At 70.1% G+C, this 26,620-nt stretch carries 23 protein-coding genes, 1 tRNA gene and 1 pseudogene; 12 read left to right on the top strand and 13 right to left on the bottom strand.

Features of this window, described 5'->3' with window-relative positions; translation table 11 throughout:
• Window positions 1-109: 109 nt before the first annotated feature.
• The 3 genes from ACYVO6_RS36695 to ACYVO6_RS36685 form a co-directional block, all read right to left on the bottom strand.
• Window positions 110-1,300, bottom strand: coding sequence for a PP2C family protein-serine/threonine phosphatase (locus ACYVO6_RS36695; RefSeq protein ID WP_461069001.1), 1,191 nt, complete (start codon window positions 1,298-1,300; stop codon window positions 110-112).
• Between the two features lie 79 nt (window positions 1,301-1,379).
• A tRNA-Met gene (locus ACYVO6_RS36690) sits at window positions 1,380-1,453 on the bottom strand.
• A gap of 94 nt (window positions 1,454-1,547) precedes the next feature.
• Window positions 1,548-2,693 carry a dihydrofolate reductase family protein gene (locus tag ACYVO6_RS36685; RefSeq protein WP_461068999.1) on the bottom strand — a complete coding sequence of 382 codons (1,146 nt, stop codon included), beginning with the start codon at window positions 2,691-2,693 and terminating at the stop codon, window positions 1,548-1,550.
• A gap of 96 nt (window positions 2,694-2,789) precedes the next feature.
• Between ACYVO6_RS36685 and ACYVO6_RS36680 the strand changes: the two genes are divergently transcribed.
• Complete coding sequence (locus ACYVO6_RS36680; RefSeq protein ID WP_461068997.1) at window positions 2,790-3,305, top strand: MarR family winged helix-turn-helix transcriptional regulator; 516 nt, start codon at window positions 2,790-2,792, stop codon at window positions 3,303-3,305.
• A gap of 43 nt (window positions 3,306-3,348) precedes the next feature.
• On the opposite strand, the gene helR is transcribed toward ACYVO6_RS36680, so the two are convergent.
• Together helR and ACYVO6_RS36670 are read right to left on the bottom strand one after the other, a co-directional pair.
• Window positions 3,349-5,544 carry an RNA polymerase recycling motor ATPase HelR gene (helR, locus tag ACYVO6_RS36675; RefSeq protein WP_461068995.1) on the bottom strand — a complete coding sequence of 732 codons (2,196 nt, stop codon included), beginning with the start codon at window positions 5,542-5,544 and terminating at the stop codon, window positions 3,349-3,351.
• A 146-nt stretch (window positions 5,545-5,690) separates the two neighbouring features.
• A complete protein-coding gene (locus tag ACYVO6_RS36670) occupies window positions 5,691-6,908 on the bottom strand; it encodes a glycosyltransferase (protein WP_461068993.1) in 1,218 nt (405 codons plus the stop codon).
• 429 nt (window positions 6,909-7,337) lie between these two features.
• Between ACYVO6_RS36670 and ACYVO6_RS36665 the strand changes: the two genes are divergently transcribed.
• Window positions 7,338-7,964 (top strand): GTP cyclohydrolase II, encoded by a 627-nt coding sequence (locus ACYVO6_RS36665; protein WP_461068991.1) that lies wholly within the window; start codon window positions 7,338-7,340, stop codon window positions 7,962-7,964.
• Here ACYVO6_RS36665 and ACYVO6_RS36660 read toward each other — a convergent pair.
• The 3 genes from ACYVO6_RS36660 to ACYVO6_RS36650 form a co-directional block, all read right to left on the bottom strand.
• A complete protein-coding gene (locus ACYVO6_RS36660; protein ID WP_461068989.1) occupies window positions 7,951-8,193 on the bottom strand; it encodes a helix-turn-helix domain-containing protein in 243 nt (80 codons plus the stop codon). The genes ACYVO6_RS36665 and ACYVO6_RS36660 overlap by 14 nt on opposite strands.
• Entirely contained in the window at window positions 8,193-8,690 is a 498-nt protein-coding gene (locus tag ACYVO6_RS36655; protein ID WP_461068987.1) for a DUF2975 domain-containing protein, read from the bottom strand. Before ACYVO6_RS36655 ends, ACYVO6_RS36660 begins: the two co-directional genes overlap by 1 nt.
• A 202-nt stretch (window positions 8,691-8,892) precedes the next feature.
• On the bottom strand, window positions 8,893-9,354 hold the full coding sequence (locus tag ACYVO6_RS36650; RefSeq protein WP_461068985.1) for a pyridoxamine 5'-phosphate oxidase family protein: 462 nt from the start codon (window positions 9,352-9,354) through the stop codon (window positions 8,893-8,895).
• Window positions 9,355-9,476: 122 nt separating this feature from the next.
• On the opposite strand from ACYVO6_RS36650, the gene ACYVO6_RS36645 reads away from it, so the two are divergent.
• Window positions 9,477-12,272 carry an ATP-binding protein gene (locus tag ACYVO6_RS36645; RefSeq protein ID WP_461068983.1) on the top strand — a complete coding sequence of 932 codons (2,796 nt, stop codon included), beginning with the start codon at window positions 9,477-9,479 and terminating at the stop codon, window positions 12,270-12,272.
• A gap of 18 nt (window positions 12,273-12,290) precedes the next feature.
• Here the strand turns inward: ACYVO6_RS36645 and ACYVO6_RS36640 are convergent, their stop codons facing one another.
• The 3 genes from ACYVO6_RS36640 to ACYVO6_RS36630 all read right to left on the bottom strand — a co-directional run bounded on the left by ACYVO6_RS36640 (window position 12,291) and on the right by ACYVO6_RS36630 (window position 13,668).
• The gene (locus tag ACYVO6_RS36640) at window positions 12,291-12,743 is read right to left on the bottom strand and encodes an iron chaperone (protein ID WP_461068981.1); all 453 of its coding nucleotides are present in this window, start codon (window positions 12,741-12,743) and stop codon (window positions 12,291-12,293) included.
• A 224-nt stretch (window positions 12,744-12,967) separates the two neighbouring features.
• Window positions 12,968-13,324, bottom strand: coding sequence for a hypothetical protein (locus tag ACYVO6_RS36635; RefSeq protein ID WP_461068979.1), 357 nt, complete (start codon window positions 13,322-13,324; stop codon window positions 12,968-12,970).
• Window positions 13,324-13,668, bottom strand: coding sequence for a hypothetical protein (locus ACYVO6_RS36630; protein WP_461068977.1), 345 nt, complete (start codon window positions 13,666-13,668; stop codon window positions 13,324-13,326). The genes ACYVO6_RS36635 and ACYVO6_RS36630 overlap by 1 nt, the downstream gene beginning before the upstream one ends.
• A 158-nt stretch (window positions 13,669-13,826) precedes the next feature.
• Here ACYVO6_RS36630 and ACYVO6_RS36625 point away from each other — a divergent pair, with 158 nt between their 5' ends.
• Window positions 13,827-14,123, top strand: coding sequence for a GntR family transcriptional regulator (locus ACYVO6_RS36625; protein WP_461068975.1), 297 nt, complete (start codon window positions 13,827-13,829; stop codon window positions 14,121-14,123).
• Between the two features lie 246 nt (window positions 14,124-14,369).
• On the opposite strand, the gene ACYVO6_RS36620 is transcribed toward ACYVO6_RS36625, so the two are convergent.
• Window positions 14,370-15,008 (bottom strand): LysE family translocator, encoded by a 639-nt coding sequence (locus ACYVO6_RS36620; protein WP_461068973.1) that lies wholly within the window; start codon window positions 15,006-15,008, stop codon window positions 14,370-14,372.
• Between the two features lie 848 nt (window positions 15,009-15,856).
• Here ACYVO6_RS36620 and ACYVO6_RS36615 point away from each other — a divergent pair.
• The 3 genes and pseudogenes from ACYVO6_RS36615 to ACYVO6_RS36605 all read left to right on the top strand — a co-directional run bounded on the left by ACYVO6_RS36615 (window position 15,857) and on the right by ACYVO6_RS36605 (window position 19,180).
• On the top strand, window positions 15,857-16,603 hold the full coding sequence (locus tag ACYVO6_RS36615; RefSeq protein ID WP_461068971.1) for a phosphotransferase family protein: 747 nt from the start codon (window positions 15,857-15,859) through the stop codon (window positions 16,601-16,603).
• 143 nt (window positions 16,604-16,746) lie between these two features.
• A pseudogene (locus ACYVO6_RS36610) lies at window positions 16,747-16,878 on the top strand (IS630 family transposase); the annotation flags it as partial.
• Between the two features lie 205 nt (window positions 16,879-17,083).
• Window positions 17,084-19,180 (top strand): SpoIIE family protein phosphatase, encoded by a 2,097-nt coding sequence (locus ACYVO6_RS36605; protein ID WP_461068969.1) that lies wholly within the window; start codon window positions 17,084-17,086, stop codon window positions 19,178-19,180.
• 519 nt (window positions 19,181-19,699) lie between these two features.
• Here the strand turns inward: ACYVO6_RS36605 and ACYVO6_RS36600 are convergent.
• Window positions 19,700-20,854 carry a substrate-binding domain-containing protein gene (locus tag ACYVO6_RS36600; RefSeq protein WP_461068967.1) on the bottom strand — a complete coding sequence of 385 codons (1,155 nt, stop codon included), beginning with the start codon at window positions 20,852-20,854 and terminating at the stop codon, window positions 19,700-19,702.
• Between the two features lie 644 nt (window positions 20,855-21,498).
• Between ACYVO6_RS36600 and ACYVO6_RS36595 the strand changes: the two genes are divergently transcribed.
• From ACYVO6_RS36595 to ACYVO6_RS36575, 5 genes are all read left to right on the top strand, one after another.
• Complete coding sequence (locus tag ACYVO6_RS36595) at window positions 21,499-24,120, top strand: sensor histidine kinase (protein ID WP_461068965.1); 2,622 nt, start codon at window positions 21,499-21,501, stop codon at window positions 24,118-24,120.
• Entirely contained in the window at window positions 24,101-24,577 is a 477-nt protein-coding gene (locus ACYVO6_RS36590; RefSeq protein ID WP_461068963.1) for a roadblock/LC7 domain-containing protein, read from the top strand. The genes ACYVO6_RS36595 and ACYVO6_RS36590 overlap by 20 nt, the downstream gene beginning before the upstream one ends.
• 48 nt (window positions 24,578-24,625) lie before the next feature.
• Entirely contained in the window at window positions 24,626-25,069 is a 444-nt protein-coding gene (locus ACYVO6_RS36585) for a DUF742 domain-containing protein (RefSeq protein WP_461068961.1), read from the top strand.
• Window positions 25,017-25,631: a GTP-binding protein gene (locus ACYVO6_RS36580; RefSeq protein WP_461068959.1), complete on the top strand. Its 615-nt coding sequence runs from the start codon at window positions 25,017-25,019 to the stop codon at window positions 25,629-25,631. The genes ACYVO6_RS36585 and ACYVO6_RS36580 overlap by 53 nt, the downstream gene beginning before the upstream one ends.
• Window positions 25,632-25,917: 286 nt before the next feature.
• On the top strand, window positions 25,918-26,541 hold the full coding sequence (locus ACYVO6_RS36575; RefSeq protein WP_461068957.1) for a DUF6461 domain-containing protein: 624 nt from the start codon (window positions 25,918-25,920) through the stop codon (window positions 26,539-26,541).
• Window positions 26,542-26,620 lie beyond the last annotated feature (79 nt).

Below are 26,620 nucleotides of genomic sequence, written 5' to 3'. Positions count from 1 at the left end.
TGTGACTTCTGTTGACAATGTTTCAGTTGTTATGCGGAGTGGGTTCGTTCGACTACTACAAGTGATATAGGGCGCCGCAGGCATGAAGGACCGGCCTCGAAGACCGGCCTCACGGCCTCCTGACCGCCAGCAGCGCCATGTCGTCCGTCGCGCCGCCGACTCCCGTGTGCCGTACGACCTCCTCCACGAGCGTGGCGAGCAGCGCCCGAGGCCGGCGGAAGGTGCGGCCCGCGAGGCACTGAGCCGGGTCGAAGAAGACGCCGTGCCGGTCCCGGGCCTCGGTCACCCCGTCCGTGTAGAAGAGCAGGGTGGCCCCGCCGGGGAACGGGACCTCCTGCGCCCGGTCGGGCCACAGGCCCAACTCGCCCATCCCGAGCGGCAGTGCGGGGTCCTCTGCCCGCAGCGTGTCCAGCGAGCCGTCGGCGTACAGCAGGAGCGGCCCGGGGTGACCGCGGTGGACGAGGCGTACGACGGCGCCGGCGTGCGGGATCTCGGCGAGTACGGCGGTGGTGAAGTCCTCGAACGCCTCAAGGCCGCCGCGCCGGGTGCCCTCGCGCGCCAGCGCCCGCTCCAGCCGCTGCGCCACCGCCTCCAGGGTCGCCTCCTGCTCGGCGGCCTCCCGGAAGGCCCCGATGAGCACGGCCACGGCCGCCACCGCGCCCATGCCCTTCCCGCGCACATCCCCGACGACGAGCCGTACGCCGTGCGAGGTGTCCTGCACGGCGTACAGATCGCCCCCGATGAACGCGTCCGCCTGCGCCGCCTCGTACCGCGCCGCGATATCGAACCCGCCGATCCGCTCGGCCGGCTCGGGCAGTACGGCGCGCTGGGCCGCCTCCGCGATCTCGCGCGCGGAGGCGAGACGTTGGTCACTGCGGCGTACGAGGCGGTTGATGACGAGGGCCAGCGCGGCGACCGCGGCCGCCGTGGCCACCTCTGTGGCCGCTCCCACGTCGTAGGAGCCCCTGATGTGCAGCAGGGCCAGGGCGGCGACGGCCACGACTCCGGTACGCAGCGTGTTGGCGAACGTGGACAGAGGCGCGGCGACGAGCGGGGCGACCGTGAAGAAGGGCACCGCGGTGAAGACGGGCGGGGTGAGGAGGTCGTAGCAGACGCCCGCGACGATCAGCAGCACGGGGAGGGCCCGGACAAGGGTCTGGACGTACGCGCCGCCGCGCGGTCCGCCCTCCGCATCTCCAGGCCCCACCACTTCTCTCCTGCCCTTCACCGCGCTCCGTCCAGATTTCCCGGCGGGTGGTCGGGGGGCGACCTGTGCGGGCCGAGTGGGTGAGCGGGCCATCGGGGACAGGAGGACCGTCGGGAACGCCGGGAAAAACACTCAGGGCCGGAACCCGTAGGTTCCGGCCCTGAGTTTTCAGTAGCGGGGACAGGATTTGAACCTGCGACCTCTGGGTTATGAGCCCAGCGAGCTACCGAGCTGCTCCACCCCGCGTCGGTAAGACCAGTGTACGCCATCCGCGGGACGCTCAGCACACGGTTTTTCGCTCCCTGCTCTTAACCGGTCCGCTGCTCTCAGCCGGTCCTTGTCACTGGCCGAGCAGATGGCGGTTGGGCTCGGCGGCCCGCTCCCCGTATTCCGGGAGTACGACGACATCGACGCCCTGGGCGGAAAGCAGACCGCTTCCGTCGGCGGACGGCACGAACGTGTCGGGCTCGCGCCAGGCGGTGACCACGCGGCGTACTCCCGCGTCGAGGATCAGCCGGGCGCAGGGGGCGGGCCGGGAGGCGCGGCGGGCGCAGGGTTCCAGGCTGCTGTAGACGGTGGCGGTAGGAAGGCGCGGGTCGGCCGGGTCGAGCTTGGCGAGCGCGGCCTCCTCGGCGTGTGACACGGGGTCGGCCTCGCGGGAGTAGCCGCGGGCCAGCTCCGTACCGTCGGCCGCGACGACGACCGCGCCGACGCTGAACGCGGTGCGCGAGGGCGGGCACTGGGCGGCGAGTTCGCATGCCAACTCCAGCCAGTGCCGGTCGGCCGCGGAAGCGAGCCCGCCCGCTCCGGGCGCCGTGGGCACGTAGCGCATGAGCACCACATCGCCCACGGGCCGCGTTTCCACCAGCCGCATTCGGTTGCGCACCCCGCCCGGGTAGCCGCCGGGTCCGAACAGCCGGGGTGCGTCCGGCTGTCCCACGAGGAGGGGCGTGAGGGCGAGCTGCAACTCGTCCGCGAGGCCCTCCTGGAGCAGCTGTGTGTGCACGCGCCCGCCGCCTTCGACCATGAGCCGCCGTACGCCTCGTACGTCGTGAAGGTGCTCGAGTACGGCCGGCCAGTCGAGCTCCGGCCCGACGGGGACGACGTCGACGCCCAGTCCGCGGAGGGCCGCGGTGGCTTTCGGGGCGCCCTTGTCCGTCGTGTAGACGACCTTCTCGCCGCCCGTGGACCAGAAGTTGAGGGCCGGGTCCAGGTCTCCGCCGCCGCTGACGGTGACCTTCAGCGGGTACTCCGGGCGGCCTTCCGCGAGCCTGGCCGCGCGCCGCTCGGCGGAGTTGACCAGGAGGCGGGGGTTGTCGGCGCGCAGGGTGCCCGCGCCGACCAGGATCGCGTCGGACTGGGCCCGCACCTCGTCGACCCGGTCGAAGTCGGCGGGGCCGGAGAGCCGCAGCCGTTCGGGGCCGGTGTCGTCCAGGTAGCCGTCGAGGGAGACGGCGGCGGACAACAGGACGTAGGGGTGGGGCATGGGGCGTACTCTCCGCTCGGCTCGGTGCGTCTGCTTCGGTGCGTCTGCTTCGGGCGATGGTGGTTCAATTTTTAAACAGTACCTACACTGGGTGGCATGACGACCCGCTGGCTCACCCCCGACGAGCAACGCGCCTGGCGCGCGTACATCGCCGCCTCTCACCTTCTGGAGGACGCGCTCGACCGGCAGCTCCAGCAGGAGGCCGGTATGCCGCACCTGTACTACACGATCCTGGCCACCCTCTCCGAGACCGACCACCGCTGTCTGCGGATGACGGATCTCGCCGAGGCGCTGAAGATCACCCGCAGCCGGCTGACGTACGCCGTGACACGCCTGGAGAAGGACGGTCTCGTACGCCGTGAAGGCTGCCGCATGGACAAGCGCGGGAGCCTCGCCTTCCTGACCGACGAGGGGATGGCGGTGCTGGAGCGGGCGGCGCCGGGTCATGTCGAGATGGTGCGCTCCGCGCTCTTCGAGCACCTCACTCCGGAGCAGGTGGGGCAGTTGGAGGCGATCTTCACGGGGGTTGCGGGGGCGCTCCAGGGGGACGGGGCTCAGCCCGCGTCGGATGATCTGCCGTGGCGGCGGCGCTCGTCCACCCAGGTCACATAGGCAACCTGGTTCACATAGGTGACGGGATTTCGTCCGGCTGGCGTCAGGTGCTCGTGAGGACGACGAGTTGCTGGGTCGCCCGGGTCATCGCGACGTAGTGGTCGACCGCTCCTTCAATGCCCTCTCCGAACTTCTCCGGGTCGATGAGGACGACCAGGTCGAACTCGAGCCCCTTCGACAGCTCCGGAGTCAGGGAGCGGACGCGGGACGACGGCGTACGGAATGTCGTACGGAATGTGGGGTCGCCGATGACGCAGGCGATTCCGTCGGCGTGTGCGGTGAGCCAGGTGTCGAGGATCGAGTTCAGTTCCGAGGCGGATCCGTGGACGACGGGGACGCCGCCGCTGCGGATGGAGGTCGGCACGTTGGCGTCCGGGAGTACGGCTCGGATGACCGGCTCGGCTTCCGCCATGATTTCTTCCGGCGTCCGGTAGTTGATGCTCAGGGAGGCCAGGTTGATCCGGTCGAACCCGAGCCGCTCGAGCCGTTCCTGCCATGACTCCGTGAAGCCGTGCCTGGCCTGGGCGCGGTCCCCGACGATGGTGAAGCTCCGGGACGGGCAGCGGAGCAGCAGCATCTGCCACTCCGCGTCGGTCAGTTCCTGAGCCTCGTCCACGACGATGTGCGCGAACGGGCCGGCGAGCAGATCCGGGTCGACGGTGGGCGCTTCGGACTCGTCGACCAGGCTGACCTGGGCGTCCTCGCCGCGCAGCATCCTCACCAGGCCTTCGCCGTCGTCACCGTCGGCGCCGGAGTCGGCCACCGCGTCGACCAGGTTGTCGACGACCTGCGCCATGCGCTCGCGCTGGGCGGCGAGGATGGCCTCGTACCGGCTCTTGCGCCGGGCCGTCTCCGGGTCGCCGAGCCGCTGCCGTGCCGCGTCCAGGAGTGGTAGGTCGGAGACCGTCCAGGCCTGGGGGTCCTCGCGCTGGAGCTTCTGTACGTCCTCGCGGCTGAGCCAGGGAGCGCACATCCGCAGGTAGGCGGGCACCGACCACAGGTCTCCGACCAGGTCGGTCGCTTCGAGCAGCGGCCACGCGCGGTTGAAGGCCGTGAGCAGCTCCCTGTTCCGCCGCAGCGACTTGCGGAGCAGGTCGGGCGAGAACCCGTCCGCGTCGTCCTCGCCGTGCTTGTCCACCAGGATCGTGAGCAGCTCCTCCAGCACCTGGGCGCGTGCCTCGTTGTGCGGAGTACCGGGCTCTGCCGCTTCGAACGCCACGGCCCAGTCGTCGGCGCTCAGCCAGACGTCGGACCAGTGGGTCGTGACCGTCATCCCCTGGGCGGGCGGCTCCTCGTAGAACCTGACGGCCTTCTCGATCCCCTCCACCAGATTCGCGGACGACTTCAGCAAGGCCACGTCCGGGTCGGCCTCGACCGCCGCCGTGGCTCCCTCGGTGACGAGGTCCCGCAGGGTGCAGGTCTGTACGCCCTCCTCTCCGAGGCTGGGGAGGACGTCGGCGACGTACGCCAGGTAGGGCCGGTGCGGACCGACGAAGAGCACACCGCCGCGGCGGTGACCGAGGCGTGGGTCGGAGTAGAGGAGGTAGGCGGAGCGGTGCAGGGCGACGACGGTCTTGCCCGTACCCGGACCGCCGTCGACGACGAGAGCGCCGCGGGATCCCGCGCGGATGATGGCGTCCTGGTCGGCCTGGATGGTGCCGAGCACGTCTCGCATCCGCGGCGACCGGTTGCTGCCCAGGCTGGCGATGAAGGCGGACTGGTCGTCGAGCGCGGCGTGCCCGGCGAACCCCTCCGCGGTGAACACCTCGTCCCAGTAGTCGCTGATCCGGCCGCGGGTCCAGCGATACCTGCGGCGGCTTGCCAGACCCATCGGGTTGGCGTGGGTGGCTCCGAAGAACGGCTCGGCCGCCGGGGAGCGCCAGTCGACCAGCAGCCGACGGCCCGTGCTGTCCGTGAGGCCGAGTCGTCCGACGTACACCGGCTCTTGGTTGTCCGCGCCGACCATGTGACCGAGGCACAGGTCCAGACCGAAGCGACGCAGGGTACGCAGGCGATTGGTCAGCCGGTGGATCTCCGTGTCCCGGTCCATGGCGTGCCGGCCCATGCCGCCGGGTGCCCTGCGCTCGGCATCGAGGCGGCCGGACACCTCGGCGATCGTCTGCTCGAGGCACTCCGCGATGGCCGCGAAGTGCTGCTCGTCGCCGGCGATCAGCTTCGGGTCGGCCTTGGGGGAAAGGTGGTCGGGAAGGTCAAACACGCTGGTGGTCAGCGGGTTCACGTCATCGGCTCCGATCTGGGGTCGTTTGCGACCCTGTGGCCGTTGTCGGTTGAGGGGAGCAGGATGTGCGGGTTCTGGCCTTCTGTGGCGTTCTGGGTTCTGGCTCGACGCTCCCGCGTGGTGCACGCGGGCACCGGCGGCCCTTCTCAGCTGATCGCGTCGAGCAGCAGCTTCGCGGCCACCGCCGCCCCGTCGGTACGGATCGTGGCGGCCACGGCGGTTGCTCGTACGCGGGTCTCGGGGGTCAGGGCCGTTGTGAGCGCGGCCGACAGGGACTCGAAGGTCGGGGTCGGACCGTCGTGTGCCGCGCCGATGCCCAGGTCGGCCACCCGGTCGGCCCAGTATGGCTGGTCCGCCAGCTGGGGGACGACCACCTGGGGCGCGCCTGCCCGGCTGGCCGTCGTCGTGGTGCCCGCGCCGCCGTGGTGCACGACGGCGGCCACCCGGCCGAACAGTGCCTGGTGGTTGATGTCACCGACGGCGAAGCAGTCGTCCTGGGCGTCGATCAGGCCGAGGTCGGCCCAGCCGCGGGAGACGAGTACGCGGCGGCCCTGCGCGCGGACCGCCTCGGCGACTACCTGGGCGGCCTCCGTCGAGCCGTGCAGGGGCATGCTGCCGAAGCCGACGTACACCGGTGGTTCACCGGCCTCCAGGAATGCTTCCAGGTCGGCTGGGAGTGGGCGTTCGTCGGGGAGGATCCACGCGCCGGTCTGTACGACGTCGAGGTCCGGCGTCTCCTGCCACGGGTCCAGGACCGGGTCCGTCGCCAGCCACGGCTGGTCGCCGATGACGTACTCGCGGACGTTGTCCACCGGGGGCAGGCCGATCGACGCCCGGTTGGTGTTGAGCGCCTCACCGAACAGCGCGTTGTAGTTCTGGGCGTCCAGGTCCCACAGCACCCGGTTGTCGGTCACGTCCGGCGGCAACGGCCGGCCCGGATACTCCAGCGGCCGGCGCTGCGGCGACGGCAGGGTGAGCTGCTGGAAGGTTACGGGCACATAGCGGATGCCCAGCTTCTCGGCCACCGACCGCGCGCCGGCCGCGGCCGGCGTCATGCCGGTCCCCACCAGCACGTCACATCCCTCGGCCGCCGCGATGACCACGTCGAACTGTCCGGCGATCACCTCGGCCGCGCGCCGGGGCAGGCCCTCCGCGGACAGGGACGGCGCCGCTTTCGTGAGCGCGCGCGCCGACGGCCCGAAGGGCATCAGCTCCACTCCGACACCGGCCAGCAGCTTCGCGAACTCCTCGTCCGCCGGCGCGCACACCCGTACTTCCGCACCGAGTTCCCGCAACCGCACCGCGAGTCCCGCCATCGGTTGAACGTCCCCACGCGACCCATACGTCGACAGCAACACACGCACTTCGCGACTCCCATTTCCGCAGGTCCTGGCCTTGGCCGGGCAATTCTGCGGCACGACGGGGGCCTTGCCGCAAGCCCCCCGGTGCGCTATAAGTTGAGAGTGGCAAGGAGCGGATGAGCTCCTTGCCTTTGCTTTTGCCGTCCGCGCGTCGTCCGTCTGCCGTCCGCTCGTCGTCCGCGCTGGACGGACAAGCCCCTCGTGAAGCGGCGGCTCGCCACAGCCTTCCGCACAGGCGCGTGTTCTGGGCTCAGGAGCAACATTCGGAACTGTTGCTTCAACTTTGAACCATGAGTTAGGGTATCGATCAGAGGATCTGCTTCAAATCTGTAGCAGAGCAGATCTGAAGCTGTTGTTGAAGCTGTTCTGAACAGGCTGCTTCTTGAAGAGGCCGTTCAGAAGCAGCTCGGATCCTGGACTCGGAGAACCCGCATGCCCGAACTCCCCGCCGCCACCCCGCGCGCACGCGTCCGGGTCCCGCTGCGCTTCCACGACGGCTACGGCGTCGACGCCGACGTGGTCACCTTCCACGGATTGACCGACGGCCAGGAACACGTGGCCCTCGTCCTCGGCGACCCTTCGGCGACCCCGCTGGTCCGCCTGCACTCCGAGTGCCTGACGGGCGACGTCTTCGGCTCGGCCCGCTGCGACTGCGGCCCGCAGCTCCGCGAGGCGGTCGAGCAGATCGCCACGCGCGGCGGCGTCCTGCTCTACCTCCGCCAGGAGGGCCGCGGCATCGGCCTCTACAACAAGCTCGACGCGTACGCCCTCCAGGACGAGGGCCTCGACACGTACGCCGCGAACACTGCCCTCGGCCTGCCGGAGGACGCCCGCGACTACACGTCGGCGGCCCAGATGCTCAACGCCCTGGGCATCTCGTCCCTCGACCTGCTGTCCAACAACCCGGACAAGGCGGAACAGCTCCGCGCACTGGGCGTCGACGTTCAACGCCGGGTCCCGACGGGCGTGTTCACGACGGCCCACAACGTCCGCTACCTGCGGGCCAAGGTCCTCCAGACCCGCCACACGCTGCCGCTGCCGGAACTCAGCGCGGGCTGACTCCGCCGACCTGGTCCATGCTCTCCTCGGCCTCCCAGCGCAACAGGTCTCCCGGCTGGCATTCGAGCACCTCGCAGAGTGCGGCGAGCGTGGTGAAACGTACGGCCTTGGCGCGGCCGTTCTTGAGGACCGCCAGGTTGGCGGGCGTGATGCCGACGCGTTCCGCGAGCTCGCCCACGGACATCTTGCGCTTGGCCAGCATCACGTCGATGTCGACGGCGATCGGCATCAGATCACCTCGGCCAGTTCGGCCTGCATCCGCGTCGCCTCGACATCGCGCGCGACGGCCTGGGCGAGCAGCATCCGCAGTACGAGCACGATGAGCGCGACGCCCAGGACCGCCAGTCCGACCCCGCCCAGCAGCAGCACGACGCCCGGGGCCACGGCCTCGCCCGGCGCCAGGACCACCCCGAGCGCGAACACCAGGAGCGCGGCCGCCACGAACGCGCCGGTCACGACATCCACGTACCGGAAGGCGGCATGGGAGAACACCGTCCCGCGCCGCACCATCGCCACCAGCCGCCACACGCAGACGAGGACGACCTGAACGGTCACCACCCCCAGAACCGCGATCACGAGGAACGGGGTACGCAGGTGCGCCACATCGGCGTTGAACCCCTCCATGTCGATGGCCAGCAACGGCACCATCACCGCCAGCACGAACACCGACCCGACGAGCAACACCACGAGCACGACCCGCAGCGCGAGCACGGCCAGCTTTCCCATCGTCTCTCCTCCAATCGAGCAACGATGGGAATCTATCGATATTCGATAGATTCGGCAAGGGTTCATCCGGGCAAGGTCCACATCCGCGGAAAGCGCGAACACGTACGGGGAGAATGTCCTTCAGACGCTCAGACGAGCGAGGAGCGAACACGGCAGGGAGAAGTGCTCACGCTGTGGGACTCAGGTGTGCCCGGCCGGAGCGTCAGACCAGCCAGCGGCCATCGCGCATCAACTCGCGGTCGCGCAGCTCGTTCTCCTCGCGCCAGGCCTGGATGCGGCGCGGGGTGATACGGAACCAGCGGTACGGCGTGGTCAGCGGGCGCGGGTCGAAGCCGGTGCGTGCGGCGAAGCGGTCAGCCTGCTGCTGCGGCAGCTCGTCGATCTCGAGGACCTCGACCTCGCCGTCGATCATGGACACGTCGCGGGTGTGGCCCAGCCCCAGCCGAGCGGTCCGGGTGGCGGCCAGGTTCCTGCCGGTCGGGCTCTTTGCCGGGGTGGCCACCAGCAGCGCCTCGCCGTCCCAGTCGAAGGACAGCGGCACCAGGTACGGTGCACCGTCCGCCGAGGCACTGGCCACCCAGATGTCGGTGTCGTGGGTGAGCCGGTCCTCGGTGTCGCGGCGGCGCTGGGCAGGGGAGCGGGGGTCGGCGTACACCACGGTCATGGTCACTCCTGTGGTCGGGGGTCACGATCGCTGTGGCCACAGCCTCTCCCGGACCGGATGCGGTCCACCTCCGTGCTGACCACGGAAACCGCCACGGATAAACGGATACGGATAATGAGCCGGTGTCCACTCCAGTGATCTCCGCCCGGGAAGCCGAAGTACTCGCGCTGCTCGGGGAGCACCTCAGCAACGCGGAGATCGCCGCGCGGTTGGTCATCTCCGTACGCACGGTCGAATCACACGTCTCCTCGCTGCTGCGCAAGCTGGAGGTGCCGGATCGGCGGGCGCTTTCCCGGCGCGCGGCCGAGTCCGCCCACGCCGAAAGGTCGCGGTCGGCACCCGCTCTTCCGGCGCGGCTGACGCCGTTCGTCGGCCGGGCGCGCGAGCGTGGCGAGTTGGCCGAGGCGGTGAAGACGCACCGACAGGTGACCGCGGTCGGCCCGGGCGGGGTCGGCAAGACCCGGCTCGCGCTGGCGGTGGCGACGGAAGTGGCCGACGACTTCGCCGACGGGGTGTGGTTCGTCGACCTGGTGCCGGTCACCGATCCGGAGCGGGTGGGGGCGGCAGTCGCGGCGGCCGTGGGTGTCGGCGAGCAGCCCGGGCACGGCATCGACGACGCGGTGATGGCCGCGCTGGCGGATCACCGGGCGCTGTTGGTGCTGGACAACTGCGAGCAGGTACGCGACGGGGTGGCGTCGTTTGTGGAGCGGCTCTTGACGGCCTGTCCGCGGTTGCGGGTGCTGGTGACGAGCCGGGCCCGGCTGATGGTGCCGTTCGAGCGGGTCTTCCCGGTCCCGCCGCTGTCGCGGGCCGGCGGCGACAACTCGGAGGCGGTAGCTCTGTTCATGGACCGGGCGGCGGCGGTCGGCCAGCCTCCGGGTCCGGCGGTGAGCGAAGGGGTCGTGGCCGTCTGTGAACGGCTCGGCGGCATGGCGCTGGCGATCGAGCTGGCGGCGGCGCGGTGGTCCACGCTCGGCCTTGACGGCCTCACGGCCGGCCTCTCCGATCAGCTGCGGATCCTCACCGGCGGAGCCCGCGCCGACGACAGGCACCGGTCGGTGCGCGCGGTCCTTGACTGGAGCCATGACCTGCTGGAGCCGCAGGACCAGGCCCTGCTGCGCCGGGTGTCGGTGTTCGCCGTGCCGTTCACCGCCGAGGCGGCCACCGCTGTGGCGGGGTTCGCCCCGCTGGATCCGGCCGCGGTCACGGATGGGCTCGGCAGGCTTGCCGAGCAGAGCCTGCTCGCCGTGACACCGTCCACGGACGGCACCCGTTACCAGCCGCTGGAGACCATCCGCCAGTACGGTACGGAGCGGCTCGCCGACGCCGGTGAGCTGATCGACGTCCGATCCCGCCACGTGGACTGGTGCCTGGCCGGCGCGACCGCCCTCATGGGAGCCGGCGGCGCGGACTGGCGCGCCCGGTTCGACGCTCTGGCGGACGACCTCAGGGCCGCTCTCAGCTGGGCCGCCGAACAGCCGGAGCGACGCGCGGACGCCTGCCAACTCGCTTTGTCCCTGGCCGAGTTGGCGTTCACCCGCAACCTGCTCGGCGAGGCCCAGCAGCGGTACGAGCAGGCGGCCCGGCTCGCCGACGACGACGCCGGTGCCACTGCGCTGCGGCACGCCGCCTCGGTGGCCGGGTGCCGCAGGCTCGGCGACGACATGTTCCGGCTGCATCGTGCCGCCTCGGAAGCCGCCCGCCGGGCCGGGGACAGCGCCGGCGCCGGCCGCGACCTGGCGGACGCCGCCACCGTCGCGTACCGCTTCTCCACCTCGTTCACGCGCATTCCCCCCGTGGACGAGGTGACCGCCATGCTCGCGGAGGCGCGAGAGCTGTCCGGTGACACCCCGGCCGCCGCGGCGGCTGTCGCGCTGGCCGAGGCGGCGGTGGTCGCGGACGCGTACGGCGCGATTCAGGGAGACGCGGAGAACACCGTCGAGGAGACGGTCGAGCGAGCCGAACATGCCGTCGGGCTCGCCCGGCGCACCGGCGACTCGGTGGCGGAGTCGGCCGCCCTCGACGCGCTCTCCGGCGCCCGGAGTTGGGCCGGCGACGCCTTCGCCGTCGCGAGGCTCGCCCGGCGCCGGATCGACATCCTGGCTTCCGTACCGCCTACTCCTGCCAGTACGCACGAGTTGATGGACGCCCTCGCCATGGCCGCCGGAACCGCCCTCGGTGTGGGTGAGCTGCCGGAAGCCCGACGGTGGGGCAAGCAGCTGGCCGACCACCCCCAGCTGGCCGAGGCGGGCCACCACGCCACGTCCTGGATCCTGACCGCGGACGCGTTCGCCGGCCATGCCGACGACGTACTCACCCGCAGCGTGAGGTTCCTCGACGCGTGGGAGCACAGTGGCCGCCAGCGCTCACTCTCCCTCGGCGCCGCAGCCGCGTCGGTGGCCATGATCCACGGGCTGCGCGGCGACCACGACGCGCGGGCGACCTGGCTCGCGGTCGTCGATCAGGCGGACACGGCGGTGGAGCAGCACCGTCATGGCTACGGTGCGGTCTTCGACGCCATGGTCCTGCTCCACCACGGGGAGGTGGACGCCGCGCTGGAGCGGGTCGCGCCGAAGCCGGACGAGGTGTGGAAGTGGGTGTGCTGGATCTGGCATCACTGGTACGTGGCGCTCCGCGCGGAGACGGCGGTGCTCGCCGGGCACCCGGACGCCCGGGCCCGGATCGACGCCGCACGCGCCGCGGTCACCGGCAACCCGGTGGCCACCGCCCAACTGGACCGAGCGGAGGCACTGCTGGACGGCGACCTGCCACGCCAGCTCGCCGCCGCGGCGGCGTTCGACGCGGCGGGCTGCCCCTACCAGTCGGCGCGCACGCTGCTGCTCGCCGGCGGCGAGCATGCCACCGCCGGCGCGGCCGCGCTGGCCGGCCTCGGCCTGACACCCAGGGCCGTCCGATAACCGCCGCTGTGTGCGCCTTCAGCTGACCGCCTGCTTCACCAGTGCGGCGATTCGTGCCTCCGCCTCGTCCGTCACCTCGGTCAGGGCGAAAGCGGTCGCCCACATCGTGCCCTCGTCCAGCTTCGCCGGATCGTTGAACCCGAGGGTCGCGTAACGCGACTTGAACTTCGCCGCGCTCTGGAAGAAGCAGACGACCTTGCCGTCCAGTGCGTAGGCGGGCATCCCGTACCAGAGCTTCGGCGCGAGGACCGGGGCGTTGGCCTTGACGATGGCATGGACGCGCTCGGCCATGATCCGGTCCGAGTCCGGCATCTCCGCGATCTTCGCGAGCACGTCCCGCTCCGCCTCCGCCGCCTTGTCCGCACGCGAGCCGCGACGCGCCGCCTTCTTCTGCTCCTGGGCGTGGTCCTTCATCGCGACCCGCTCCTCGGCCGTGAATCCCTCGTACGAGCTGTTCTTGGCGCTGGGCATGGTCACTCCTGTGGTCGTGGGTCACGAGCGGTTTGGTGTGCCCGGTCGGGCACTGCCGCTGTGGTCACAGCCTGTCCTGACCGGGGTGCGGCGGCATCCGTGCCGACCACGGAAACCACCACGGATACGGAGTCGGTGTCTGCCGCGGTCGGCGCGTTCACGGCCGGAACGGGAGCCGGGGCGGTCGCCGGTCTATGAACGGCCTCCCGGGTCTCGGTCGGCGGTTACGCCGTGCTGCTTTCGCTCGCTTCGACGCCGTCGGCGTCCTCGGTGGCCGGTACGGGCAGGCGCAGGCCGCGGGACTCGGCGACGCGCAGGGCGTCGGTCAGGCACTCGGCGAGCCGGAGGCCGGCGTAGCGGACCTCGGTGTACGGCGACAAGGGGTCGTCCAGCACGTTGCGGGCGAGGCCGAGCACGTCGGCGCCCATGGCGAGCTGTACGGCTTCCAGGTCGTCGGCGAGGCGGGATACGTATCCGCCGCCGCTGTCCGTCATCAGGTAGCAGGGGTTGCCGGTGGGGGACGGCCAGGGCAGCAGGCGGGGGGAGTTGGAGGCCGTCGCGGGGTCGGTCGTGTGCTTCATCAGGCGGCCACCTCCTGCGCACCGACCAGGTGCCGGTCGAGGTCGATCCCGAAGTCGGCGGCGAGGACGAGGGCGAGGCGACGGCGTTCCTGGAGGGCGGCTTCCCGTTCATGGGCGGCCAGGTAGGGGCGTACGAGGGCGGAGTCGGCGCCGTCGAGGAGGGTGGGGAGGCCGTACGGAGAGCGGTGGCGAGGGAGGTTCGGGGGCAGAGGGGACGAGGGGCGGCGTACGACGGTGAGGTGGACACAGAAGTGTGGGTGCCGGTGGGGGCGGCGCCGTTTGCCCGTACCTGGGGCGAAGAGGAGGCGCAGCCATTCGAGGGTGCGGCGGATAAGGTCGTGCATGTCGACGCTCCTAACAAGCGTTGGCCGTGCCCCGGGAGGTCTCTCACACCTCGCCGGGGTCTTTTCGTTTCGAAGCTACACCGGGATGCAGCCCTCTGTATACAAGTACAGAGGGATCCACACGACCGTGCAGGTCACTGCCGCTCTACGTTGGACGTATGAGCGATAAGGCAGAGCCGAACGCCACCCTGGACCCGATGAGCGCGAGACCGCTCTACGTACAGCTGGCTGACGTCGTCGCCGGGAAAATCGCGTCCGGGGAGCTGGCTCCGGACAGGCCTATCCCCTCGGAGAACCACCTCGCCGACGAGTACGGCGTGGCACGACTCACGGCACGGCGGGCCGCACAGGAACTCCGCGAGCGCGGGCTGATCGTCACTGTGCGCGGGAAGGGCTCCTTCGTCGTCGAGCAGCCGCCCAGCGATGGTTCCGATGAGGACGAACCGAACGCCTGAAGGGGCCGCGCGTTGCATCGCGCGGCCCCTTCGGCGTCACCCCGTCCCGTCGGCTACTCGACGGCCGACCGCCGACCGCCCCGCTTCTTCTCGGGGCGCCAGTCGCGGAGGTCGGAGTCGGAGAGGCACGCCAGCTCACAGCCACCGCGCTGAACTTCCACCGCCTCAACGCCTGGTGGACCGAAACCCCGCGAGCCCGCACCAATGTCTCGCCTGACAGCTCTCCGGCCCACCGATTAGGCCGCGTCAGTTCGACGTCGTCGTAGTCGCCACGAGAAAGACCCCAAGCCCGGCCATGGTCGCGCCTCCTGTAGCCGTGACCGCCTCGAGACGACGAGGCGAGCGGGCGAACCACGAACGGGCGCTGCTGGACAGCAGGCTCCAGGCCGAGTGGCAGACCACTGCAATCACGGCGAAGACGAACCCAAAGGTGATCATCTGCAGCGGCACATGCCCACTGCTTCCGTCCACGAACTGAGGCAGTGCCGAACCGAAGAAGATCACATTCTTCGGATTCGTCACCCCAACGACAAACCCGTCCCGCGCGGCGCGCAAGGCCCCGCCGGGAGCTGTGGCTGCTCCGAAGTCTCCTTGGCTGCGCCTCTGGCGGAACGCCTTCACGCCGAGATACACCAGATACGCGGCACCCATCAGCTTGATAACGCTGAACAGCAGCGCCGACTGCTCCAAGAGCGTACCCAGGCCCAGCGCCACCGCGACTGCCTGGATGAAGGTCCCCACATCGTTGCCGACCACCCCGGCCAGCGCTGCCCGTCGGCCCTGCGCCAGCGCCCTGCCGATGACGAACAGCACACTCGGACCCGGAGTCAGCGTGATCAGAAGAGCCGCGACAGAGAAGGCAGCAAGGCGATCTAAGGGGACCATGAGCGGATCTTAACGTCAGCCTCACATGCGACGAGCGAGTTGGCCGCCGTGGCGGTGGTCGCAAGGAGTGCCCGCCCGAGTAGAGATGGCCGTCCGCCTTCGTCTCCCCCAATCCCCGGAGTGCTGGCGGTATCAGGCCCCGGCCCCTGTGTCCCGGCCGGGGCCGCTCCATGTCCTGAACGTCTACGCTTCGATTGAGCTGTGACTGAGCTACCGATCACCAGAGCCCCGAAGCGCACCGAAGCCCCAGATCAGATCCGCTCTGAACTGGGGCTCTCCTGTAGGCCCTGTGGGACTCGAACCCACAACCAATGGATTAAAAGTCCTGGTGGGGGTGTGGTGGGTGGTTCCGGACGGTGTTTCGGGGTCCGGAACCACCTGGTCACTGAAGATGCCGGGTGGTTCGCGGCCTGCTCCGTGACGGCCTGTGTTACACCATCCGCTCACGCAAGAACGTCTGCTGACCAGCGACTCTCCCAGGTTGCCCGTCGGCCGGATCATCCAAGTACAGGGCCCACCGACCGCTCGAACGAGCATCCGCGATTCGGGACAATTGCATCACTGGGCCAGGCTCGAACACATAAAGGGTCTGGGGTGGGTCCTCCCCTTAGGGCCTGCAGAGAATTAACTTGCGGGTTTTGCGGCTTGACTCCGCAGGTCAGCGCGTCACTTGCCCGCAAGTTGTTCTTCTGCGAGCCCTTAGGACTCCTAACAAAAGTGGTGGGCTTGACCTGGTCAGCGGTCGGTGTCGCGCACGAGGCCGCCGGGTGGCGGGACGCGGTCAGCCGCCCAATCGCACGCGATAAACCTGGCGACGTCGGCGATCATCCCCGGGATACTGGTCGCCCATGGATGAGGTCAAAGTCGTCGTCGCCCATTCCGAGCGCGCGACCCTGCGCGTCGGCGACGTGTTCTTGAAGGTGGACGCCGATCAGGCGCGCATCGACGTCGAGGTCGAGGCGATGGCCCTGGCGCCGGTCCCGACCCCGGAGGTCCTGTGGCGCAAGCCGCCCGTGCTCGCGACCGCCGCACTCCCGGGGACGACGCTTGGGCGCCTCGGCGGGCCGTCGACCGGGTCGCCGGCGGCGTGGGCCGCGGCGGGCGCCGCCATCCGAAAGCTGCACGACGCGCCGCTGCCGCCCCGGCCGGGCCGGGCCGGCCGGAGCATCGTCGCGCTGGCGGCGGAACTCGACGACGAGTGCGAGTTGCTCGTGACGAACGGCGTCCTGCCCGCCGACCTGGTCACCCGCAACCGCCAGGTCGCCGAGGCCGCGCTCCGGCCGTGGACTCCGGCGTTCACACACGGCGACCTGCAGATCGCGCACGTCTTTGTCGACGGCGACGAGGTCACCGGCATCATCGACTGGTCCGAGGCGGGCCAGGGTGATGCCCTGTACGACCTCGCCACCTTCACGCTCGGACACGAGGAGCACCTCGACGACGTCATCGCCGGCTATGGCACCGACATCGACCTCGACGTGATCCACGCGTGGTCGTCGTTGCGAAGCCTGCTGGCAGTTCGCTCGCTGATCGAGCAGGGCTTCGACCCCTTCGCGCCGGGCTGTGAGGTCGACGTGCTGAGATCCCGGATGTGAGGCTGCGCGGGCCCGACTGCTACGAGTGCGTTCTGAAGCATCGAGCAGGCCATCTCCTCAAGCGCATCGCCTGCCCTTACCCAGGTTGAACTCGCGGTGTCTGTGGGCCCGTGACGGTTCTTGATCGCTGCAGTACGACTTTCATGCGGTATGCGCATGGGGGCGGGCTGACGCCCAAGGAGCAGCAGAAGCGGGAGCGGGTGCGTCTGGAGGCGGCCGAGCGGTTCGCTCGCGGTGAGAAGGCCGAGGCCGCCGCGAGAGATCTTCGGGTCACGCCGTGGTAGCCGGAGCCCGGCTCCGCACAGCCGTGGACAACCACGGCAACCGGTCTCCTGCTCGAAAGAGCGGCATGCGCCGAGGTCGGCCGGTCGCGGACGGCCGTGGCGTGCGGTGTCCCCCAGGGAGAGGTATCACTGATGCCAGGGAGAACCGCGGAATGGGCGCAGGGCGGTTCCGGCGCCGCCGGAAGGAGCGGCCGGTATGCCTGAGCGAGAGTCCCGGACCGGGAACAGCTGGGGGGACGGCATCACCGCTGCGCCGGGCGGACTGCTCGATCTGCTGCGGGTCGCTGCCCTGGTCCTGGGGAGCGACGGCCGGATCGTGCTGTGGAGCCCCGAGGCCGAGCTGTTGTTCGGTTTCTCCGCCGCCGAAGCACTGGGCCGGAACGCGGGCGGGCTGCTGGTGGCACCGGAGAACCGGTCACGGTCCCGGGAGCTGTTCGAGCGCGTGCGCACGGGTGCGAGCTGGGCGGGAGTCTTTCCGGTACGGCACAAGGACGGCTCGACGAGGCGGGTGGAGTTCCGCACCATGCAACTGCGCGATGCGCGCGGCGACGTTCATGCCCTGGGCCTGGGCACCGACGCCGACACCGTACGGAACGTGGAGAGGGACCTGGCCCTGTCCCACATCCTGGTCAGCCAGTCGCCGGTGGGCATCGCGGTGTTCGACACCGACCTGCGGTGGGTGCGCGTCAATCCGTCACTGGAGCGGATGAACGGCGTGCCCGAGGAAGCCGTGCTGGGCCGCCGGGTCGGCGAGGTGCTGCCGGCGCTGGATGTGGAGGCCATCGAGACGCGGATGCGGCAGGTCCTGCGGACCGGTGAGCCTCTGCTGGATCAGCAGACCATCGGCCGGACGGCCGCGGACAGCGAGGAGCACGCGTACTCGGAGTCGTACCACCGGATCGAGGACTCGAACGGGCGTGCGCTGGGCCTGGCGATGGCGGTGATCGATGTCTCCGAGCGGCAGCGCGCGGCGGCCGAGGTCGCGAAGGCCCGGGAGCGGCTGGCGGTGATCGCCGACGCCGGTGTCCGCATCGGCACCACGCTGGACCTGCGCCAGACCGCCCGTGAGCTGGCGGAGGTGGCCGTGCCGGAGCTCGCCGACCTCGCTGCGGTCGACGTACTCGACTCGGTGGTCGGTCCCGGCGGCACGGCCGCGATACGGAGGGACGGCTCCATCGACTTCCGGGCCCTCGCCGTCGCCGCGGGCTATCCCACCGATGCGATCGAGACCGCGGATCCGATCGGCCAACTGGCGTCGTACGGCTCGTCACGGGTGATCACGCAGAGTGTACGAGAGGCACGGCCGATCCTGCTGCGGCGGGTGAGCGGCGCGACGATGCGGCGTATCGCCCGGGACGACGCCGCCGCCGAGACGCTCCGGCGGGCCGGGGCCCACTCCTGTCTGACCACCCCCCTGATGGCCCGCGGCGAGGTGCTGGGCACCCTCAGCCTCTACCGCACGGTCAACGCCCAACCGTTCGACGACCAGGACCTCACGCTCGCCACCGAGCTGGCCATACGCGCCGCCCTCTGCATGGACAACGCCCGGCTGTACGGGCGCGAGCACAACACCGCGCTCACCCTCCAGCGCAGCCTGCTCCCCCAAGAGCCACCGCGCTACCCCGGCATCGAGGTCGCCTCCCGCTACCTGCCCGCGGTCAGCGAGGTCGGCGGGGACTGGTTCGACGTGCTGCCGCTCAAGCACGGCAAGGTCGGCCTGGTCGTCGGCGACGTGATGGGCAAGGGCGTGCACGCCGCGGCGATCATGGGCCAGCTCCGCACGGCCACCCGCGCCCTCGCCCGGCTCGACCTGCCCCCGGCCGAGCTGCTGTACCACCTCGACGACATCGCCGCCTCGCTCGGCGACTCCGACTCGATGGCCACCTGCCTCTACGTCGTCTGCGACCCATGGCGCGGCCGATGCGAACTCTCCCGCGCAGGCCATCTGCCGCCGGTGCTGGTGGACCCGGCCGGGAAGGCCGAGTTTTTCGACATTCCCAGCGGCGTGCCGCTCGGGGTGGGCGGCGTGCCGTTCCGCGCCGAAGAGCGGGAACTGGCGGAAGGAACGCTGCTCGTGCTGTTCACGGACGGCTTGGTGGAGAGCCGCGGAGAGTCCATCGAGGTCGGCCTGCAGGGCCTGCTACGGCTGTTGGGCGGGACCCGGCTCCCGCTGGAGGAGACCTGCGACATGCTGCTCGGCACCTTGAACCGGGAACCGGACGACGATGTGGCGCTGCTCCTCGCGCGGCGAAGGAGTTGCTCCGGCCCGACGTTCCGCGGCACGCCGAGCTGAACGTCGAGATCAGCCCCGCGACGACCGGAGGGCGGGCGGCACCAGGCCCCGGCCGGTTCCTGTGTCCCGGCCGGGGCCACTCCATGTCTTGATCATCTGCATCTCGTCCGAGCTTGGGCCGAGCTAGCGATCTCCGAGTGGCCCCAGAACGCGAATCAGCCCCTCGCCCAGAGCTTCCGTCGCAGGTGAGGGGCTGATCGTCCGGTAGGCCCTGTGGGACTCGAACCCACAACCAATGGATCAAAAGTCCCGCGGCCTCCTGCCGAGCGGTTCCGGATACTCCCCCGCCGTCCGGTAGTTCCTGGTCAAAGCAGGTGAAGCGCGACGCTCGGTCCGGCTCGTGACCGGCCGGTGCGGCATCGTCCGCTCACGCATCGCTCAGGCAAGCCCATGCGGCTGCCGTGCGATCAGACCGTGTGTTTCCGGCCGGCGCACTGTCCACCCGCGGGCCCTGACGACCTGGACCCAGGGTCTCGAACGGGACCCGGCACCACTGCTCCCTGGCCGGTGGCCGGTCTCCTACTTGTCCCAGATCTTGCGGTACGCCTGGCGGTAGCCCTCGGAGTCCCAGGACAGTGCGCCGCCGCTGTTGGCGGCCGTGGCGATGTGGACGGGGGCGACGTATCCGCTGTCGGGCCTGTCGGCGAAGGCGCGGTTGAACTCGTCGACGATCTGCCAGCCCTGTTCGGAGAGAGGCTCGGGCACGGTGGCGGCCTGGTACTCCTTGCTGTTGATGCGCTGGAAGGCCGACGGGTCGCCGTCGCCGGCGCCGATGTTGAACGGGGCGTCGGCGCCCGGCCGGTCGGCGGCGCGCAGAGCGGGAGCGGCGTGCTCGAAGTACAGGTCGTTGATGGCGACGGAGTAGGTCCACTTGCTGCCGAAGCGGGAGAGCAGGGAGGACACTTCGTCGACGGTGCGGCTGTTGGCTTCCGGGATGGGGATGTTCTCGTAGCTCAGCAGCCTGATGTCGGAACAGGTGCCGAGTTCCTTCTTGATCAGGTCCGACTTGCGCTTGGCGAAGGGTATCGAGGCGTCGGTGAACAGCACGACGCCGGCACGGCCGTTGGATCGGGCGATGATCCAGTCGGCGCTGATCTTCGCGACGTCCTCGACCCTGGTCGTGATGTTGCTGAAGAGCTCCGGGTCCTTGCTGGGGCCAGGGGCGGCGACGGCGTGCCAGCCGATCAGTGGGATGCCTGCGGAATTCGCCTGCCGAACCTGCTGGGCGGTTGTTCTGGGGTCGAAGCCGCCGATGACGATGCCGGCGGGCATGAGGGCGACGGCCTCGCTGAAGGCGGCCTTGATGCCGGCGGGCGTGCCCTGGCCGTTGATGACGCGGACGTTCCAGCCGATGACCTTGGCGGCCTCCTCGACGCCCTGGGCGACGCCGGCGACGCCTGGGTTGGCCAGGGTCTGGGCGACGAAGACGATGGTCTTGTCGGGGACTGCCCGGGGTCCGGTGGTGGGACCGCCCCAGGGAGCGTTGATGTCTTCGGCCTTCTTGACGGCCCGCTTGGCGTTGGTGAGAACGGTGGGGCAGCCGGGCTTGGCGGAATCAGCGGTGGATGCGGCGGTGGATGCGGCGGTGGTCGAACCGCTCTCGCAGCCGACGGCCGCGGTGGCCAAAGCCAGCAGCGCGGCGACCGACACGGTCGCGTTGCGGGTGGGATGCACTGGGGTCTCCTCACAGGGCAAGAGAGGGTACGGGGTCCGTGGGGGGAGGAGATGGTTTTACGGGCGCCAGCGGCTTCGGCGCGTGGCCTCCACCGGAGGAGAGGCCGCAGCGCCGACGCGAGACCGAGCTTGTGGCGGGGATGGCCACGGCAACGACGGTGCCCCAGGCGGTGGCAGGGGGTTTGCCGGATGGGAATGTAGCAGGGCTCCGGTGAAAACCCGGCAGCTCGCGTCCTGGTGACGCCGAGGGTGCCGATCCGCCGCTGAGCGGCGGTGATCAGGACGCCGACGATTCCTGCCCCGTACGCACTGCTGGTGCCGAAGGCCACGCCGAACACGTCGGCATCAACTCCGCCTTCCCGCACCGGAATCGATCGCTTGCGGACACCCCGACGGACGAAGCGCCGTATTTCGACATATGAGCTGTAAAACTTCTTGTTATCAATTTTTTATTATCTATAGCCTTCCAAACCTTCGTACGGACGGTAGTCTCCGCACGGCCGGTTCCGGACACGTGGCGCGATCGCTTCGCTCCTATAAGCGATGAGCGCCTCGAAAGTGTCACTTCCGCTCCCCGGCGGTCGGCGGTCCGGCAACAAACGACACCTCGGTCACCGCTCAGGACCACAACGAAGGAGGCCCGGGTGTCCGCGAACAGAGTGGACCCGCCGCCCGCCCTCGCCCTCGCCCCGTCAGGGCCTGCGGGGGCGACGCGTCGGTTGCGCCGGAGGGCAGGAGCCGTCCTCGACCGATGGCCGTTCCGGCGGAAACTCAACGTCCTGGTGATCGCACCTGTCGTGGCCGTCGGCGTGCTGCTCGGCGTCGGTGTCAGCGCTCAGGTGGAGCAGGCCCGGGAAGCGGACCGGACCGCGGAACTGGTGCGCGACAGCGAGCAGGTCGCGAGCCTGATCAACGGCGTGCAGGCCGAACACCGGCAGGCGCTCGTGCTGTCTGTGCGGTACGAGTCGGACCGCCCCGGGGCCGCCCGCCCGTCGACCGCCGACTACCGCCAGGCGCAGCGGAACACCGACGCACAAGTCGCCGCCGTGCGTTCCGCGTTCGGTTCGAGCCTGCCGGGCAAGGAGAAGCAGGCCCTCGAGTACATCAGCAGCCTTGCCGTCCTGCGCGAGAAGCTCGAACGGGACTACGTACCCGCCGCCAACATCGACCCCGCGTACGCTTCCGCGGTCGACTACCTGATCGACGGCATCGGGCTCGACCGCTTGTCGGACACCTCCTCATCCTCGGTGATCACTCTGCTCGACACGGTGTTGCGCGCCGACGCCGCCCACGCGGCCTTCGAGACCGCCGTGTTCTCCGCGCAGACCCGTGACGCCAACGCCCTCACCGAGTACAGCCGCGCGGTCGGCGCCCACACGCTCTACGAGCACCAGTCGGACCGGTTCGGCCGGATCGCCACGCCGGCCCAGGTCCTGACCCTGAGCGGCATCGAGCGCAGTGCCGGGCAGAGCGGCATCGAGGCCCAGTTCGCGGAGCTCCAGATCGATCCGGGTTCCCTGCAGGCCCAGACGCCACAGCAACTGAGCAAGAAGAGCGCTGCCGGAGCACAGCATGCCGAAACCCGCCTCGGCATCACCCGGTCGCTGATCGACCAGACCGCCGCTCGGGCCGACGCCATGTCCGCGAGCGCCCTGCGGAATGCCTTGATGCTGCTCGGCCTGGCCCTGCTCGGCTTCGCCGTCTGGCTGGCCTTCTCCGTGCTGGTCCGGCGCTCGGTCGTACGCCCCCTGGCGGCGCTGACCGGCGCGGCTCAGCAGGTCGTCGACGTGGCGGGTGAGGAACTCGCCCGGGTCGCGGACGACGAGGCCGCCGACAGCACGCCGCTGCGTCCGCAGGCGATCCCGGTCCCGGTCCGTGACGAGATCGGTGAGCTGGCTGAGGCGTTCAACCAGGTGCAGGTCGCCGCCGCCGCGCTGCTGGAGCGGCAGGTGCTGAGCCGCCGCAACGTCGCCGAGATGTTCGGCAACGTCGGGCGACGTGTCAGCAATCTGTCATCGCGTCAGCTCACGCTGATCGATGCCGTCGAACGCGAGGAAACCGATCCCGACCTCCTCGAGCGGCTCTACCGCATCGACCACATCGCCGTACGCCTCCAGCGCAATGCCGACAGCCTGATGCTGCTCGCCGGCATCCGGGAGACCGGCGTCGAGGCCCGGCCGACCCCCCTGGCCAACGTCATACGGGTGGGGCTCGGCCAGATCGAGGGGTATCAGCGGGTATCCCTGCGGTCCGAGACAGAGGTCACCGTCGCCCCCGACATCATCGGCGACCTGACGCTGATGCTCGCCGAACTGCTGGAGAACGCGGTCGCGTTCTCCCCGTCCCACACACCCGTCGAGGTGGCCGTCCGGCCCGGTACCGACGTCACCTCGGACGGTGGTGCGCTGGTCGAGGTCATCGACCACGGCCTCGGCATGAGCGCGGAACGCCTCGCCGAGGAGAACGCCCGGCTCATCCGCCGGGAACGGCTCGACCTCGTACCGACCAAAGTGCTCGGCCTCTTCGTGGTCGGAAGCCTCGCCCGGCGCTGGGGCATACGGGTGACCCTGAGCCGTACGCCGGGCGGCGGGGTCACCAGCACCGTCTGGATCCCCTCCGCGCTCCTGCTGACCATGAGCCCCGTGGACCCCACTCCGCCCCCGAGCCCGACCGGGACCGTGGCGGTACTCCCGACGAGGTCCGAGCAGGGGTCCGAGCAGGAGGCCATCGCACCCGTGAGCGAGTCAAAGGCCGCGCCGCCCGCGGCGAAGACGCTGATCGACGCAGCGAGACCGCACACGGACACAGCGAGGAACGAGCGAAGTCCGAGAAGCATCGGCGCCGCAACCGAACGGCCGGAGGCGAACGAACTCGAATACCGAGAGCCCCGGCCCGTACGGGCCTCCGCACCCGAACTGCGGCTGGCGACCCCGTCGCCGCAGGGCGGCCTCCCCCAACGCGTCCCGGCCCGCCGCCCCGCGGACCGGACCGCCGCCCCCGGGGAGCCCGCGGCGGAGGCCTCCCGGACCCGGCCCAGACGGGTGCGTGGCGCGACACTCGCCAGGACCACCCAGCCGGCCGACCGAGAGGCCCCGGCTGCCGTACGGCCCCCCGTCGACGCCGAGGCGATCCGCTCGGAACTCGATGAGTTCGAGGCCGCCGTACGCAGGGCGGCGCAGGACAGCCCCCTGGGCAGGACGGAGCCTGCACCATCGCCACACCAGGAATCCAAGAAGGAGTCGGGCAGTGACCACGTCGACAGGTGACAGCAGTTCCGAGCGAGCAACACCCACCGATCTGCGAGCCGCCGCGGCCGATTTCACCTGGCTGCTCGACCGGTTCGCCTCGGAGACGGACGGTGTCCTCGACGCCATCGCGGTGTCGTCCGACGGCCTGCTGATCGCGGTCTCCCGGCTGCGCGACCAGGCCGACTCCGAGCGGCTCGCCGCGATCGTGTCCGGCATGACGAGTCTCGCCGCGGGCGCCTCCGGCAACTACGGCCTGGGCGGCCTCAACAAGGTCATCATCGACCTGGAAGGCGGCCATGTTCTGGTGTCGGCCATCGGCGGCGGCGCCGTCCTCGGCGTGGTGACCTCGAAGGAGGCGAAACTGGGCAACATCGCCTATGAGATGGCCCTCTTCGCCAACCGGGCCGGGGCCGCGCTCACCCCCCAACTGGTACTGGAGCTGAAGAAGAGCGTCGGTGCCGCGCCGGCCGGCTGACCGTCCCGCAGCGAGAGCGCGGGTACAGGCATTCAGAAAGGGACCGTGATGGCCGTCGGTGGAGCAGCACCACACGATGCAGCAGGGGAAGCCGGGGGCTCACCGGAGCCGGCCGGCCGCGCCCGCTCGATCCGGCCTTTCCTGCTGACCGCCGGTCGGGTGTCGGGAGGCGGCACCGCGCCACCGATCCCCGTCGAGACCCAGGTCGTGTCGACCTCGACCGGGCTCTCCGTCCTCCGCACGCTCACCTTCGAGCACCACGACATCATCGCCGCCTGCCGACGGCCGCAGTCGGTGGCGGAACTGGCCGCCCAGCTGCGACTGCACCTCAACGTCGTCCGCGTGCTGGCCGAGGATCTGTGTGCCGCCGGGCATCTGGCGGTCCACAGGCCGAACGCCGGGACGGCCCAGGATCTCTCCGTACTGAGAAGGGTTATCGATGGTCTCCGTGCCGTCCCCGAGTCACGGGGCACACTCCGCGACTCCGGCTGAACAGCCGCCGCTGCCCGTCAAGTTGGTCATCGCCGGCGGCTTCGGGGTCGGCAAGACCACGGCCGTGGGCTCGATCTCCGACATCCGGCCGCTCACCACAGAGGCCGCAATCACCGAGGTCGCGGCCGGCGTGGACGATCTCACGCACACCCCTGGCAAGAGCACCACCACGGTCGCCATGGACTTCGGCTGCCTCACCATCGACCCGACACTGAAGCTGTACCTGTTCGGCACGCCGGGCCAGGACCGGTTCGGTTTCATGTGGGACGACCTGGTGGAGGGCGCCCTCGGCGGCCTGGTGATCGTCGACACCCGCCGCCTGGACGACTGCTACGCAGCGGTGGACTATTTCGAGCACAAGAACCTCCCGTTCGCGGTCGCCGTCAACGCGTTCGACGGGGAGGTCGGGGACGATCTGGACGAGGTGCGGTGGACACTGGACATCTCCGAGCACGTGCCGCTGATCGTCTTCGACGCACGGAGGACCGGCTCGGTCCGGGACGCGCTGCTGGTCGTACTCGACGTCGCACTCTCCCGCGCCGAGGCGGCCGCAGCGACCTGATCCACTTCGCTCACGCAGCGGGGCCGAGAACGCGGAAGCGCGGGTCGGACGGGGTATCCGCCAACCCGCTGAAGGTAGGCCCTGTGGGACTCAAACCCACAACCAATGGATTAAAAGTCCTGCCGGGATCTTGCTGGGTGGTTCCGGACGCTTCTTCGGTGTCCGGAACCACCTGGTCAGGACACATCCGCAATGATCGCCAGTCTGCCCCATGTCGGCTTGTGCCATCCCGTCCGCTCACGCATCGCTCACGCACGCCCCACCGAGATGCTGACAAGGTGACGGAATGACGGACAGACTCCGCTGGGTGTACGAGGCGTATGACTTCGGCTACAGCCTCGTCTTCTGCGAGGACCTCACGCCGGAGGAGGTGCTCGAACGCCTCGGCGCCCGGCGCGAGTCCGTCTTCCCGCTCACCCGATTCGAGGCCCAGGAGATCGAGGTCCGCAACGCGGCGGACGAGCCGTACGATCTCGACCACCTGGACGATCTGGATGTGGAGGCCGTGGAGGAACTGGGCTTCCTGCGCCCTTCGACGAACGCCGTGATCCGGGCCGGGTCAATCGAGGGCTGGTCCTTCGCGATCCAGGGCTCCGTATCGTACGTCTCCGCCGTGAGCTACCTCCCCACGCTCTCCCGGGGCACCCGCGTCATCGCCGCCAGCCGGGACGTGAACGCCGTACAGCGGGTGGAGTACGCGGTGGACGGGCGTGTCCTGTCGTCCTTCGACCCCCTTTTTCCGGCGTACGACGACGGGGCCGAGCCGTTGGCGCTCGGCTGGCCGTCGGGCGAGCGCATGAACCCGACGCAGGTTCTGGAGCAGTTGGAGAGCCGGTTCGGGCTGTGGGTGCCAAAGGACTCGGAGGAACGTCGGCTGCTGGCGGCGGGCCTGTCGACGACAGACCGATGAGTTCTTCCCGCCCCTGCCGGTCTCCCTTGAGATTCGTTAAGTCGAGGGATGCGGTCCTGGGTCCGGTGCTCGAATTGCG

This window comes from Streptomyces pseudoechinosporeus, assembly GCF_054783935.1.
Note: the sequence above shows the minus strand (reverse complement) of the source record. Positions and strands in the feature narration are given on the sequence as shown.